This is a genomic window from Vibrio sp. 1F169, assembly GCF_041439605.1.
Classification (GTDB): domain Bacteria; phylum Pseudomonadota; class Gammaproteobacteria; order Enterobacterales; family Vibrionaceae; genus Vibrio; species Vibrio tasmaniensis_A.
Map to the genome: position 1 here is coordinate 20,197 of NZ_JBGOOI010000048.1, position 15,960 is coordinate 36,156.

The 15,960-nt window shown below is 45.3% G+C and carries 10 protein-coding genes; 2 read left to right on the top strand and 8 right to left on the bottom strand.

The annotated features are described in order from the left end of the window. Window positions 1–231: 231 nt before the first annotated feature. The 8 genes from ACED53_RS16490 to ACED53_RS16525 all read right to left on the bottom strand — a co-directional run bounded on the left by ACED53_RS16490 (window position 232) and on the right by ACED53_RS16525 (window position 13,407). Window positions 232–678, bottom strand: coding sequence for a hypothetical protein (locus ACED53_RS16490; RefSeq protein ID WP_017100228.1), 447 nt, complete (start codon window positions 676–678; stop codon window positions 232–234). A 147-nt stretch (window positions 679–825) separates the two neighbouring features. Further along, complete coding sequence (locus tag ACED53_RS16495) at window positions 826–2,730, bottom strand: propionyl-CoA synthetase (RefSeq protein ID WP_017100227.1); 1,905 nt, start codon at window positions 2,728–2,730, stop codon at window positions 826–828. Between the two features lie 118 nt (window positions 2,731–2,848). After that, window positions 2,849–4,021 (bottom strand): 2-methylaconitate cis-trans isomerase PrpF, encoded by a 1,173-nt coding sequence (prpF, locus tag ACED53_RS16500; protein WP_017100226.1) that lies wholly within the window; start codon window positions 4,019–4,021, stop codon window positions 2,849–2,851. Window positions 4,022–4,030: 9 nt separating this feature from the next. Continuing rightward, window positions 4,031–6,667 (bottom strand): Fe/S-dependent 2-methylisocitrate dehydratase AcnD, encoded by a 2,637-nt coding sequence (gene acnD / locus ACED53_RS16505; protein WP_017100225.1) that lies wholly within the window; start codon window positions 6,665–6,667, stop codon window positions 4,031–4,033. A 101-nt stretch (window positions 6,668–6,768) separates the two neighbouring features. Beyond that, window positions 6,769–7,983, bottom strand: a complete 1,215-nt coding sequence (gene prpC, locus ACED53_RS16510) for a 2-methylcitrate synthase (RefSeq protein WP_017100224.1) — start codon at window positions 7,981–7,983, stop codon at window positions 6,769–6,771. Window positions 7,984–8,129: 146 nt separating this feature from the next. Beyond that, window positions 8,130–9,026, bottom strand: coding sequence for a methylisocitrate lyase (prpB, locus tag ACED53_RS16515; RefSeq protein WP_017100223.1), 897 nt, complete (start codon window positions 9,024–9,026; stop codon window positions 8,130–8,132). Between the two features lie 96 nt (window positions 9,027–9,122). Then, window positions 9,123–9,842, bottom strand: coding sequence for a GntR family transcriptional regulator (locus tag ACED53_RS16520; protein WP_017071741.1), 720 nt, complete (start codon window positions 9,840–9,842; stop codon window positions 9,123–9,125). 391 nt (window positions 9,843–10,233) lie between these two features. Further along, window positions 10,234–13,407 (bottom strand): HD domain-containing phosphohydrolase, encoded by a 3,174-nt coding sequence (locus ACED53_RS16525; protein WP_102579907.1) that lies wholly within the window; start codon window positions 13,405–13,407, stop codon window positions 10,234–10,236. Window positions 13,408–13,858: 451 nt separating this feature from the next. Here ACED53_RS16525 and ACED53_RS16530 point away from each other — a divergent pair, with 451 nt between their 5' ends. Continuing rightward, window positions 13,859–14,830, top strand: coding sequence for a tripartite tricarboxylate transporter substrate binding protein (locus tag ACED53_RS16530; protein ID WP_004733595.1), 972 nt, complete (start codon window positions 13,859–13,861; stop codon window positions 14,828–14,830). 245 nt (window positions 14,831–15,075) lie between these two features. Then, the gene (locus tag ACED53_RS16535; protein ID WP_371715271.1) at window positions 15,076–15,576 is read left to right on the top strand and encodes a tripartite tricarboxylate transporter TctB family protein; all 501 of its coding nucleotides are present in this window, start codon (window positions 15,076–15,078) and stop codon (window positions 15,574–15,576) included. Window positions 15,577–15,960 lie beyond the last annotated feature (384 nt).

Here is a 15,960-nt window from a genome sequence, read left to right on the forward strand (position 1 = left end):
TCGCTTAGTTCTTCGTTTGGAATAGAGCCATCTTAAGCAGAACCGTTAATGAGATAAATAAAGCCACGTTTAGACGATACATCATGTTCAGTTATGTATCATTCAACCATCGCATAAGTGCTTATTGATATATATCTTTGAGCTCGCCTTAGCCTGACAAACAAAAAAGGCGACCAATTAGGTCGCCTCAATCGCTCTTTCTCTATAATTATTCTCTTTCAGATGTCACTCTTAGCCTTTGGACCAAAAGTTTTGCATATTTTCTGCACTAGGTGGTGGCCTAACACCGCAATCTCGATAATGATTTTTATCGCCGATCCCCAGTATCTTGCCATTTTCGTCATCAATCATAGCGGCAACTTTAACACCGTCTCCCACATGACGAGTTAGCACTACAATTTCACCGGCTCTTTCAGATCTTACTGCGCCTAAAATTTGATATTCATAGCGGCCTTTCCTTGAATTAACGACCATCTTCGAGTTAATCGGGTCGGCTTCATATCCCACACCAATATCAAAAACCGCTTGATAGAGATCGACGCCAGTCTTAGACACACATTTAAATACCTTGGGATGACTCAAAGGTTCTAACAACGCTCTACTCGCTTCATCCTTTGAAATACTGGCACTAGCAGCACCACTGACCAATAAAGCAATCAACAAAAAGTAAGCTCGCATAAAAAGACCTCAATATGTGGGATTCATAATGAGGTCATAGTAAACGTAATGGATAAGCGGATGAATAAAGTAGAGTTTAGGTAAACCATCACGTTGGCTTATGTATAAGTCAACAAGCCGAAGGTGAGATTACCTAAACTGCGACGTCTATTTACCGATCTTTTCAGCAATTTCAGTTAAGCTGGTAGGGTCGTCAATCGTCGAAGGCACCACATATTGTTCACCTTCTGCGATCTGTCGGATAGTTCTGCGTAAGATCTTACCTGAACGTGTCTTGGGTAGTCTCTCAACAACCAAGGCTTGCTTAAAACAGGCTACCGCGCCAATCTCATTGCGAACCTTGCCAACCAACTCCGCTTGTAACTCAATGCCATCGACTTTTACGCCATCTTTTAACACAACTAGACCTAATGGAAGTTGTCCTTTTAAGTCATCGTGAATACCGACTACCGCGCATTCTGCAATGGCTGGGTGACCACCCACAATCTCTTCCATTTCTCCCGTCGACAGACGGTGTCCCGCTACGTTTATCACATCGTCGATACGGCCCATGATAAATAGATACCCATCTTCATCAAGATAGCCACCGTCCCCAGAAACATAATAGCCTGGGAACTGACTCAAATAGCCGGAATCAAACCGATCATGATTGCGCCATACCGTGGGTAAACAACCAGGCGGCAATGGTCGTTTAAGTGCCACAAACCCTTGTTGATTCGTTTGTGCGATTTCACCCAACTCATTGAGGATCTCCACTTGGTAACCGGGTACTGGCTTAGTTGAAGAACCCGCTTTTACAGGCAAAGATTCAAGCCCTGTTGGATTGGCAGAAATAGCCCAACCCGTTTCGGTTTGCCACCAGTGGTCGATAACCGGTTTATTGGTATGAGATTCGACCCAATCCAATGTTGGCGGGTCCAAGCGCTCGCCAGCCATGAAAATCGACTTGAGCGATGATAAGTCATACTTGGTGAGCAACTCGCCTTCAGGATCTTCTTTCTTGATTGCCCTAAACGCTGTTGGCGCAGAAAACAATACATCGACGTTGTACTCTTCACACACACGCCAGAATGCGCCGGGATCTGGCGTTCGTACTGGCTTGCCTTCAAACAAAATGGTCGTACAGCCATGAATCAATGGCGCATACACAATGTAGGAATGCCCCACGACCCAACCGACATCAGAAGCTGCCCAAAACACACCATCTTGCGGCATATCGTAAATAGTGCTCATCGAGTATTTCATGGCAACCGCATGACCACCATTATCGCGCACCACGCCTTTTGGCTTACCCGTCGTCCCTGATGTATACAAGATATATAGTGGGTCAGTCGCTAGAACAGGCACACATACGTGAGGCAAAGCATCCTCAACAGCTTGCTGCCAAAGTACATCACGTTCGTTGTTCAATTCGGCTAGAGACTGCTCTCTTTGGAATACCACCACTTTCTCAGGCTTCCAACGACTGTCCATGATCGCGCGATCGGCCATCGGCTTATATGGCAGGACTTTATTTATCTCGACACCACAGGAGGCAGTAATCAACACCTTGGGCTCGGCATCTTCAATTCGAACGGCAAGCTCATGAGGAGCAAAACCACCAAACACCACCGAATGCACCGCGCCTAGTCGTGCACAGGCCAACATTGCCATCGCCGCTTCAGGAATCATTGGCATGTAGATCACCACACGATCGCCTTTGGTTACGCCTTGCGTGGCTAACATACCTGCGACTTTTGCCACTTGGTCACGCAATTGATTGTAAGTGTATGAGGATTGATTTCCTGTAACTGGAGAATCGTAAATCAGCGCGGTATTGTCACCTCGTCCATTTTCACAATGATAATCCAGCGCGAGCCAGCAGGTGTTCATCACCCCATCAGGAAACCAACGCTCAATACCATTCTCATCAGTTTGTAATATCGTTTTTGGTGGTTCAAACCAATCTATCGCTTGTGCTTGCGTTTCCCAGAACGAATTGGGGTCTTCCCTCGCCCATTGATACTCGGTGATGTAATCTGTTTTTCTATTCATTCGATTCGTAGCAGACATAATGCCTCCTCCATGATTTATCCATTAGTCCAAGCGCCTTGCTTTTGGCTGTGTCACTTGGGTGCACTCTTTTCTCAGCGTTGTGTTCGTGAACATTTGACCGTTCACGACAATCGCTTTACTTAGGAAAAGGCACACGGATGGCACCTTCCATGATCACTCGGGCACTACGACTCATAATCGCCCGTTCTATTTTCCAACCGCTTTCCGTCTGAATAGCTTTAGCACCCACTTTTAAGGTTCCTGATGGATGACCAAAGGTCACAAAATCTCGGGAACCCTCACCGGCTGCCAAGTTCACTAACGTACCTGGCACACTCGCCGCTGAAGCAATGGCGACCGCAGCTGTCCCCATCATGGCGTGATGCAGTTGTCCCATAGACAAAGCACGCACCAGAAGGTCAGTATCTTCGGCAGCAACCGATTTACCACTGGAGGCTTGGTACGCTTGAGGCTTAGCAACAAACGCGACTTTAGGTGTGTGTTGGCGTGATTCAGCTTGTTCTAAAGAATCAATAAGACCCATAGCTACTGCACCATGTGCTCGGATGGACTCAAACAGAGCCAAGGCTTTGGCATCGCTATTGATATCGGATTGAAGCTCTGTGCCTTGGTAACCAACCGATCCAGCATCGACAAAAATGGTGGGTATTCCGGCATTGATGTATGTCGCTTTAATACACCCCAGATCTGGAACATCTAAAAAATCGACAACATTCCCTGTTGGGAACATAGAGCCACTCGCATCGGCTGGATCTAGAAAATCGACTTGGATCTCAGCGGCGGGGAAAGTGACACCATCGAGCTCAAAGTCACCTAACTCTTGGACTTTCCCATTGGTGATAGGTACATGAACAATAATGGTTTTCTCTATGTTCACTTGCCATACTCGCACCTCCACCACACCGTTTTCTGGAATACGATTCGAATCGACTAAGCAACTATGAATTGCAAATGGGCCCACTGCAGCAGACAAATTGCCGCAGTTACCGCTCCAATCAACGAACGGCTTGTCTATTGCTACTTGGCCGAATAGGTAATCAACATCGTGATCGGCTTTACTGCTTTTCGAAACAATAACAGTTTTACTGGTACTGGATGTTGCGCCACCCATGCCATCGGTTTGTTTACCATAAGGATCTGGACTGCCAATCACGCGCAGAAGTAATGCGTCTCGAGCTTCTCCGGCAACTTGCGCAGCTTCAGGTAAGTCACTTAGGTTGAAGAAAACGCCTTTGCTCGTCCCGCCTCGCATATAGGTCGCAGGCACTTTTATCTGTTTAGTGTTCATCACAAGCTCCTACTGGGCGAGAAAGTCTTTAGCGAAACGTTGCAATACGCCACCAGCGCTGTACACATTCACTTCGTCTGCCGTGTCTAGTCGGCAAGTCACAGGAACATCCAGCTTTTCACCGTTTTTACGAGTGATCACTAAAGCCAAATCAGAACCTGCTTCAATGTTGCCGTACACGTCGTAAAGCTCAGTACCGTCCAGTTCTAAGGTGTTGCGATTGGTTCCCGCTTTAAACTGCAAAGGCAACACACCCATTCCAACTAAGTTGGTTCTGTGGATTCGTTCAAAGCCTTCGGCAACAATCACTTCAACACCCGCTAAGCGCACACCTTTGGCAGCCCAGTCACGTGATGAACCTTGTCCATAATCGGCACCCGCCACGACGATCAAGGGTTGTTTACGATTCATGTAGGTTTCAATCGCTTCCCACATTCGCGTAACTTGACCTTCAGGTTCAACTCTTGCTAATGAACCTTGCACGACTTCTCCAGCGTCCTTCACCATTTCGTTAAACAGCTTAGGGTTAGCGAACGTTGCTCGTTGTGCGGTTAAGTGATCACCTCTATGGGTCGCGTAAGAGTTAAAATCCTCTTCCGGCACTTCCATTTTGGTGAGGTATTCCCCCGCAGCGCTCGAAGCGAGAATCGCATTTGAAGGGGATAAGTGATCTGTGGTGATGTTGTCACCTAGAATCGCTAAAGGTCTCATACCAGATAGGCTTCGTTCTCCCGCAAGAGCCCCTTCCCAATAAGGTGGTCTGCGTATATAGGTGCTTTGAGGTCGCCAGTCATAAAGCGGCTCAGTCGTCACCTGTTCCTCGTCTGGCTGGAACATTTTCACGTAGATTTGTTGGAATTGCTGAGGCTTAACGTGCTCACCGACAACAGCATCGATCTCGGCATCACTCGGCCATAAATCACTTAAGTAGATTGGCTTACCATTGTTGTCGGTGCCTAAGCTGTCTTTCTCGATATCAAAGCGAATCGTGCCAGCCAACGCGTAAGCAACCACCAACGGCGGTGAGGCTAAAAACGCTTGTTTGGCATAGGGATGGATTCGACCATCAAAGTTTCGATTCCCTGACAACACAGCAGTTGAGTACAGGTCGCGGTCGATGATCTCTTGTTGGATTTTAGGATCCAACGCCCCACTCATTCCGTTACAGGTAGTACACGCATAACCGACGATACCGAAGCCTAATTGTTCCAGCTCAGGTAGCAAACCTGCCGACTCAAGATAGAGCTTGGCAACTTTAGAGCCCGGCGCAAATGACGTTTTCACCCACGGCTTACGAACTAATCCAAGCTGATTAGCTTTCTTAGCCACCAATGCTGCGGCGACTACGTTTCTTGGGTTGCTGGTGTTGGTACAAGAAGTAATTGCCGCAATGATTACGGCACCATCGGGCATCTGATCATCGCTGTACTGCTTAGCATGCTGCTCTTTCCAAGATGCTTGACTGATGCCTTGTTCAGCCAGCTCTCTGGTTGGCAAACGACGATGGGGGTTGGATGGCCCTGCAAGATTGCGCTCTACCTTCGATAAATCAAACTCTAATACACGTTCGTATTGAGCAGAGTCTAGATCGTCAGCCCATAGCCCGGTTTGCTTAGCGTAGCGTTCAACTAATTCAACCTGCTCAGGCTCTCGACCGGTGAGCTTCAGGTATTGAATGGTCTGCTCATCGATGTAAAACATACCAGCTGTTGTACCATACTCTGGCGTCATGTTGGAGATAGTTGCGCGGTCACCAATGGTCAGTGCACGAGCCCCTTCACCGAAGAATTCCAAATAGCTTGAGACCACTCTCTCATTGCGAAGGAACTCAGTAATCGCAAGCACAATATCCGTTGCAGTTATCCCTTCTTGTCGTTGACCCGTCAGTTTAACGCCGACAATATCAGGCAATCGCATCATCGACGGACGACCGAGCATCACTGTCTCAGCTTCCAAGCCCCCCACACCAATCGCAATAACGCCCAAAGCATCAACGTGCGGTGTATGGCTATCGGTACCAACACAGGTATCAGGAAACGCGATGCCTTCTTTAGATTGAATAACTGGAGACATTTTCTCCAAGTTAATCTGGTGCATGATCCCGTTACCCGCTGGGATCACACTCACGTTTTTAAACGCCGTTTTACACCATTCAATAAAATGAAAACGGTCTTCGTTTCTGCGCTCTTCAATCGCGCGGTTTTTATCAAACGCTTGGTTATCAAAGCCTGCATGTTCCACGGCTAACGAGTGATCAACAATCAATTGGGTTTCGACCACTGGGTTTACCTTGGCAGGGTCTCCGCCTTGGTCGGCAATTGCATCTCGTAAACCAGCCAAATCTACTAGGGCTGTTTGGCCAAGAATGTCATGACACACCACGCGCGCAGGATACCAAGGAAAATCTAAGTCGCTCTTACGTTCAATGATCTGTTTTAAGCTGTCTTCAAGAGTTTCAGGATCACAGCGTCTTACTAATTGCTCTGCCAATACTCTCGACGTATAAGGCAAGGTTTTATAACTGCCTGGAGATAGTGCTTCTACCGCTTCGCAAGCATCGAAATACTCTAAATGGGTTCCGGGTAAAAGTTTCCGGTACTGATTTTTATCAGGGTACTGAGCTTGTTCAAGTTTTACATCAGACATACATCCACCATTATCTGTTAAATTCTATTCGTTGGTTCTCGAGGCCTTATCACATGAAGAGAAAAGTCACCTCGAGATATAAGTCGGCTCGATATAGAGAACTAACGTAAATGGATTGGTAGCCAGTCTTGATGCTCTGGCCCGGTGTAGTCTGCACTTGGACGAATAATTCGATTGTTTTCTCTTTGCTCGAATACGTGTGCCGTCCAACCCGTAAGGCGGCTCATCACGAAGATAGGAGTAAACAATTTGGTTGGGATGTCCATGAAGTGATAAGCCGATGCATGGAAGAAGTCAGCATTACAGAACAAGCCTTTCTCGCGCTTCATTACCGCTTCAACACGTTCTGAAACGGCGTAAAGCTGTTGATCTCCCACCTCTTGAGCTAGCTCTTTTGACCAACGCTTGATTAGAGCATTTCGTGGATCGCTCTCACGATAAATGGCATGACCGAAGCCCATGATTTTGTCTTTGTTAGCAAGCATCTGCATGATGTTCGTTTCTGCTTCATCAGCGGTTTGCCAATCTTGGATCATTTCCATCGCCGCTTCATTTGCACCGCCATGTAAAGGGCCTCGTAGTGTGCCAATCGCTGCGGTGACACAAGAGTGGATATCCGACAGTGTGGATGCACACACACGAGCGGCAAAGGTTGAAGCATTAAACTCATGTTCCGCGTAAAGGGTTAGCGAGCAGTGCATCACCTTCTTATGAAGTTCACTAGGTGTTTTATCCGTTAGCATTTTCAAGAAGTAGCCACCCAGACATGCTTCGCTTTGATCTTCAGTATCAATTCGCACGCCATCATGACTAAAGCGGTACCAATAACAAATAATGGCAGGGAAAAGCGCGAGCATTCGTTCAGTCGCAGGCAGTTGCTCGGAGAAATCGGACTCTTGCTCTAGATTACCTAACATTGAACAACCCGTTCTCATCACATCCATTGGATGAGCGTCTGCAGGGATCAGTTCTAAGGCCGCTTTCAAAGGTTGAGGCAAGCCGCGTAAACCAATCAACAATGTTTTGTAATCGTCTAACTCTTTTTCACTGGGTAAATGACCTCTCAGTAGCAGATGTGCCACTTCTTCGAACTGAGCATGATTAGCAAGGTCGGTTATGTCATAGCCACGGTAGGTCAAACCCGTTCCTGACTGGCCTACCGTACATAGCGCCGTAGTTCCCGCACTTTGGCCACGTAGACCAGCACCACCGATTGCAGGTGCGCTTACTGGTGCACTTGCTGTTTTTGCGCTTTGTTGTTGGTTTTCTGTTGAAACCTTTTCGACAGCTGCTTTATCACTCAAAGATACAGACATGGTGAACTCCTTTTCTGTGTTAGTCGCCTGCACTCTTTGGTGCTGCCTGTTTATGTGTCCGGTGATCTTTATCATCGGTACTGGATATGGCGACTAACCATTTCACGTTATTGGATTAAGTTGATTTTTGATTAATTGAAACCGGTTTACTCTTCGCTTGAAAACAACTGATCAAGCTTGTTCTCGTAGTCGTGGTAATTCAGGTGTTCGTATAGCTCTTTACGGGTTTGCATTGAATCCAATAGAGCTTCTTGATTACCTTCAACTAACAAGTGTTTGTAAACATTCTCCGCAGCTTTGTTCATCGCACGGAACGCACTCAATGGGTAAAGCACCATATCGACACTTGATTGGGCCAACTCATTACAGTTGTAGAGTGGCGTTTGGCCAAACTCAGTGATGTTCGCAAGAATAGGCACGTGCTTACCCGTTGCAGATTTCAGCGCCGCCGAGAACTTCACGTATTGATCTAGTTGATTCATCGCCTCAGGGAAAATCATGTCTGCGCCCGCTTCAACACACGCAATTGCTCGTTCAATCGCGCTATCAATACCTTCAACCGCCAATGCATCGGTACGAGCCATAATCACAAAGCTTTCGTCGGTTCTGGCATCGGTTGCCGCTTTCACTCTATCGACCATCTCTTGCTGACTAACAATTGCTTTATTTGGTCGATGACCACAGCGTTTCTGAGCCACTTGGTCTTCCATGTGAATCGCAGCTGCGCCCGCCTTCTCCATCGCGCGAATCGTGCGCGCAATATTGAACGCGCCGCCAAAACCTGTGTCGATATCCACCAGCAAAGGCAAATCACACGCATTGGTAATACGTTCAACATCGACCAATACATCGTTCAATGTCGTAATACCTAAATCAGGCAAGCCATAAGACGCATTGGCGATGCCTCCACCAGACAAATAAATGGCCTGATGACCCAAGTTCTTTGCCATCATCGCGCAATACGGATTCACAGTGCCGACGATCTGCAATGGATCGTTGTCTTGCACAGCTTGTCGGAACTTGGCTCCTGCTGATAACTTCATAATGACGCTCCTTGTTAATTGTTAATTTCTAATCTTTATGACTAATGATGTTTAGCTCTCGCCAGCGAAGAACCGCTAGCAAATACCAGTCGCCAGTTAATCAAGATCTTTGGATTGAATTTGTTGCTCTATAAGCAATCGGCTACCCGAGATGTGTCTTCGCATTAGCATTTCTGCTAGCTCTTCATCACGGTTGCGAATCGCTTGTAGGATGTATTTGTGTTCATCGAGCGCCTCTTTTGGTCGAGACTGAGCCCTAGGCGATTGATAGCGGTACATGCGTAATAGGTGATAAAGCTCATCACACAGCAGCGAAATGAGTTTGCTGTTACGACTCGCTTTGATAATGCGGTAATGGAAATCAAAATCCCCATGTTGATGAAAGTAAGAAGAACCTTCGACTTCATCGATGTGCTTTGAGTGTGTCGACAATAATCCTTCAAGCCCGATAAGCTCTTCTTGTGTGATATGTCGCGCTGCTAGGCGAGCCGCCATGCCTTCCAATGCCTCTCGCACCGCGTAAAGCTCTAGCAGTTTGTCTGCCGAAAAAGTAATAACTCGAGCGCCGACATGTGGAATACGTTCTATCAGGCCAAGTCCTTCAACACGCATTATCGCTTCACGTAATGGACCTCGGCTTACCTCAAAGCGTTTAGCCAATTCAGGTTCCGAGATCTTACTGCCCGGAGCTAATTCACCGTTAACAATCGCCTCAACGAGGTACTCAGTCAGATTTTCCGACTTGGTGTTTTCTTTGTCGCTCACACGTGTTTTCGTGTTTGCACTTAAGGTGAGGTCTTTTATCGCAGTATTCATATTCACGCTGCTCACTTCTGATTGCCGACCCTAACTGTCAACAATTTCATAACATGAACATAAAATACACGATCAAATTGTCGACAATCAAGCAGATTGTCGACAATTTAGACTAAGGTAGTATTTTTTATATACGATAAAAACTCATCCAAAAGGACACTGAAAACAACTTAAATACTTGTTATTTATTAATTTAAACAGGACAACAACAACCAGCCCGATACCTACTCTAAAGTCATTTAAAATCGATGTGTCGACAACTTATAGCCGAACTGGTCAAAAGCAGCCCCGTTTGTGCCTATCCACCAGCTCACCGATAAACAGATATAAAAAAGGCGCACTCATGTGCGCCTTTCATTCATCGAACCCGTTCTAACAAGCCAACCTTTAATCAAGCTATCTGACGAGTGACTTCGAGGTATTTGCTGATATCGACAAAATCAATCTGTTCTGGTTTGAGATACTCTTCTGCATAACGCAGGTGAGTACCGCTGGTTAAGAACAATCTAAACAGCTCGATATCTAGATGCTCGTCCAACGCCATTTTATACATGATGTCGACAGCAACACTGATTGGTTTCGCCTTCTTATAAGGCCTATCCGCAGCAGTTAACGCCTCAAAAATATCTGAGATCACCAGAATACGTTCTGGGATTGAAAGGTCATCACCTGTCAGCTTCCTTGGATAGCCTGTGCCTTTAAGGGTTTCATGGTGAGTCGACGCATAACGAGGCACACGGCTTAGCTCTTTCGGGAATGGCAGGTTTTCAAGCATCTTGATGGTACCAAGCATGTGCTCATTTATCTTAAACCTATCTTCAGCAGTTAAGGTACCACGCGCAATACTCAGGTTATAGACTTCGCCCAGATTGTATAAGTGCTCAGGCACATCCATTTTAATTTGATGTTTCGGGTCAAACTCTAACGGCCTATCTCTTTTCACTATATGCTCTGCTTTATCACTTAACAGTGGCTCTGTTGCAGGTAAACTTGCACTCGGTTCTCGGTTCAACGCCTCTATCGGTGATAAACCAAGTTGATCATCAAAGTTACGCGTCCAAGTCGTCTCAGCGATAGATCGAATACGTGCGACTTTATCTTCACTCATGAATTCACCACCAACGTTTGATGCCGCGATAAAAGCAAAGTCCTCTTGTAGTTGCTGTTTGGTTGACGCAAGTTCATCAGCTACCAGCTCAGCCGGTAGAGATCCTTCGAGTTGTTTTGTCAAAGCTGTAATTTCTGCATCACGCCAAAGCACTTCAAATCGAGTTCTCAACTCGTGAATTCGGTTGTAGTTAGCTTCTAGCTTCGTACCTTTATCGACGATGTGTTCAGGTGTCGTGATCTTGCCACAATCATGAAGCCAAGCAGCAATTCTAAATTCACGACGTTCATCGTCGTTCTCAAATCTAAAGTCTTTGAAATGCTCTGACTGGGATTTTTCAGCCGCATCAGCCAACATCAAGCCCAGTTCTGGTACGCGGTTACAGTGCCCAGCCGTATAAGCGGATTTATCATCGATAGCCTGGGCGATAAGTTTAATGAACGACTCAACAAAGGCTTCTTGGGTTAGCTCATGTTGCTTGAGTTCCATCGCCATGTCTTTTACCGCCACAGATAGCTCCCATACTTCTTTAATTCGAGTGTCAACAAGTTCGACACTGTCATAATCACGCATCTTGATCTTATGAGTCTCCTCCTCTAATTGACGAATAGGACGCACTATCGGTGCACCAAAAACCCAAGCAATAGGTAAGGTCAAACTCATCAGTAACATCGTTACGCCAACAGAGGTTACTAGACGTTTATTGACTGTACTAAAGATTTCAGTTTCGGGAATCAATACCGCAAAATACTCAGAGTAGTGTTCGCCTGTGTCTATTTTCTTTAAATAGAGATGCTTGACCTCGCCATTCAACTCTACCCTTATCATACTGCCTTCAACCGTTGCTTCCTTAGCCAAATCATAAAGTTCAGTATAAGGAACCGTCGTATTCGTATTAAAGCCGGTATCATGGAGCCACTTTTTCGCTAAGGCATCAAGTTGTTCATCACCCAATCTACTGATAGCCTTATCAATAATTGGAAGCAATTGCTTATGCTTGCTCTGCAACACCAAATGGAATTGATTTGTGTAGTTCCGTTTTAGATCTTCTAGAGTCCCATTGACAACAAGGCCTGGCTGGAAAAACCTATCTAATGCAAACGAGAGTACGGGTTCTGCTTCTAAGAAAGCAAAGTTCTCTTCGCTTTCAATTGAATTAAATGCAGACTCTAGGTTTTCAAATTCAACTAAATCAATGTTCGGAAAATCCTCTCTCAACTTAGGAATAATTGACCACCCAGATAAAATGGCAACTTTTTCACCCTCAAGCTCGGCATAATTAGTGACAACCTTCGCGCCGACCCTTGTCACGATAGAAAATGGCAATTCATAAATTGGAGTCGTGTATAGGCCATCTATGCCATTATTTTTATAATGTTGAACCGATTGCAGGCCATCAATACTTCCTTCTTGAAACTTACTGACAAGCTCGTCCCAAGAGAAACCATTCACAAATTCAAACCTGATCCCAGTCATCTCACCGATCATTTTGAGAAGGTCTATCGCATAACCGTTTGGTTTCCCCGCCACAGAAAAGTCCATCGGCCCCCAATCATTTTGATTAGAAACTAGCAGCGGAGGGGTATCGTTAACCAAGGTTTTTTGCTCAGATGATAATATCAATGTTGATACATCAAACTCCGATTCCTGATTGTTAACCTTGAGGTTGGACGCTATGATATTTCCCGATTTCGAATATAAGAAAGACTCAACCTTACTATCTTCTGCTAATCCAAGCGCCGTACCTGATAATTTGTTAGCCAAAGAAGACAACACAATATCAATACCAATCACATGTTGAATTTCAGATTCTATTTTCGAATCAAACGCTAAAGAATAAGTTTGTCCGGTAATTTGTAAATGCTGAAAAAGATATGGCTGAGTTTTTTCGACCGACTGAACATTGGCAGAAACATACCAAGGCCTGGTCGTTGGAAAGTAGTTGCTCTGCTCCGTAGTTGAGCTTCTGAGCGTAAACTCTTGGTCAAAGTATTTCGTTGTCCGGACTCGCTCCTGCCCTATATTTTTAATCTCAACCACAACCCAACGATCCGTTTGTTGTGCACCTATTTTTTCTCTAACGACAGGGGCAGATTCTAGATTAATAATTTGGAAGAAATTTTCATCGGATGAGCCAATGTAAATACTATAAAAGAGAGGGTTATCTTTAATGGCTTCAGAAAGAATACTACGCGACTCTTCTTTCGATATTTTGTTACTGATTGACCGTTTCACTGAAGCAAGTAAACGCGCAGTGTTGGCTGCGTCAGAATCAATAGCGCCTATATAATCACTCAGGTCATGAGACACCATCGTCAACTTTGATAGGGTATTCTCAGTCGCCATTTTTTTACTGAAGTAATATTGCAGTGAAACCGCAACAACAGCGGTAAGAAATGTCGCGAGTAAAAACATTCCTCCAACAGTAAATCGTAACGAAATTTTTTTGTCTGTCATTATTCGATCCTTGAATAACCATTAGCTCAGAAATGTAACGTGCCAGCAATATTTATATTATTACAGTAGCACACCCCACCTAGCAACACATTATTCTATATATACAAGAGCGTCTCCCTATCCCTCTCTCTGTGTCACAATAAAGTACCTACTTTAATGATACCCAACAGTATAAAACGGCTAATAGTCAAAACAAATTGTTCACACAACCTTAAGAAAAAATGAGAATAATTATTTCTTGAAGAATCCTAGAGCCACGTCCCCGTGAACTTTATGCACTTTATTCACCCAATGTTCTTTATCCTCAATCTCGCCGCATTAAAGACAATTCGTTAACACATCGTTAACTTTAACCTCATCTACTAAACACCCGATTCGTGTATTTAGTAGCTGGATATAAAACATAAGTTTCTCTCCATTGAAGAGATCCCCTACATAAGGAACGTGAACCATGTTCAAGGCACTGAAACCTACTCTTGCGGCTTCTATCATCGCAGCAACCTTTTCTTTTAACACTTTTGCTGCTGACGTAGAAAAAATCCACTTCCTAATCCCTGGCGGCGCTGGTGGCGGTTGGGATATGACGGCTCGTGGTACGGGTGATGTATTAGTTAAATCCGACATCGTAGAAAATGTCTCTTTCCAAAACTTGTCTGGTGGTGGTGGCGGTAAAGCCATTGCACACCTAATCGAGACGGCTCAACGTCAAGAAGACACGCTAATGGTGAACTCAACGCCTATCGTTGTTCGTTCACTAACGGGGATCTTCCCACAATCTTTCCGCGACCTAACTCCTGTAGCAGCAACTATTGCCGATTACGGTGCAATCGTCGCGTCTGCGGATTCTAAGTACAACACTTGGGAAGACGTCGTTAAAGAGTTCGAAACCAACCCACGTAAAGTAAAAATTGCTGGTGGTTCAGCTCGTGGCAGCATGGACCACCTTGTGGTTGCGGCAGCGTTCAAAGGCGAAGGTTTTGATGCGAAGAAAGTACGTTACATTGCCTACGATGCTGGCGGTAAAGCGATGGCGGCACTGCTTTCTGGCGAAACACAGCTGCTTTCTACTGGCCTTGGTGAAGTGCTAGAGATGTCTAAATCTGGCCAAGTAAAAGTGCTTGCTGTGACGGCGCCAAAGCGTCTTGACGCTGCACCTAACATCCCAACACTGACTGAGTACGGCAACGAAACCGTATTCGCTAACTGGCGTGGTTTCTTTGCAGCACCTGGCACAAGCCAAGCGAAGATCGACGAGTGGAATGTAGCGCTTGGCAAAATGTACAAAACCGATGAGTGGCAAGTGGTTCGTGACCGTAACGGTTGGATCGACAACTACAAAGCTGACAAAGATTTTTACGCCTTCCTAGAAGATCAAGAAAAACAGATGGGCGACCTAATGCGTGAGCTTGGTTTCTTGAAATAACCAACAACCATAGAGGGCCTATGTGCCCTCTTACTCTTTCCTTGTTTCGCCGTGCATGAGTTAACTTCAAACTCCTTTGTTTATTCGTAGACGTATTACTAACGCTTGCCGATTCGTTGTAAACGCAAGTGGCTGATAAACCAGTACCGTAATTCGCTTACCTTTGGTTAGTGATCCCAGACATTTCATTGACTCGCTCATGTACGGCTTTTTTACTTTTTATACCACCCCAAATGGAGTTGGATATGTCGGACTTACCAACCAAATTTCTGAGTAAGGAATCTTTGCTTTCGAAGGATCGCATCGGAGCCATGCTCTTTATGCTTGCGTGTTTATGCTATGGCTACCAAACCACGCTGATTCCTTTGTTCCCCGGTGACGAGTACGAACCCTTCACAGCAAGAACCTTACCTATCCTGCTAACGTTTATCGGCATTGGCCTTTCGTTGATCCTGCTTATAACCGGACAGCCGGATAAAAAAGTCACATGCGACACTACGCCGCTGAACTGGAAACTGCTTATTGGCTTCTTGGTGTTAATGGCTCTGTACGGTGTTGGGCTGACTTATCTTGGCTTTATTTTAGCAACCAGCTTCTTCTTACTTGCAGGCTTTTACCTACTGGGTGAGCGCCGCAAAGCTGTCTTATTTGGCGCGTCGTTTCCTTTCGTTATCGCGTTCTTTCTTTTATTAACTCAAGGCTTAGATATCTACCTAGAGCCTGGTTTAATCTTCACTCTTTGGTAGGGATAACATTATGTTAGACGGAATTTTACAAGGACTCTCTACCGTATACCTGCTAACTTAAAACACTCTTTCAAAATCAATACCTTGCGCGCATGTGTCTAACTAATTTAAGCAAAAGTAACACACTGCGTAACACATAATTCTGAGTTGAAAAGATACACAACGAATCAGGCAGAAACAGGGGAACAAGCGATGTGGTATGAATGGACAATCTTAGGTTTACTTTATGTGATCGTCTTAGGGGTAAAAGCGTGGTGTCTGTGTGGTCTTGCACTGGCACAAAATGATACAATTCAAACCTTAGTTAAAAGCCGAGAGAAATAGCAAAGGGCTTTGTTGCGTAATTAAATTTAAAGATAGAACTACCCCGTTTCGCGTATTTCT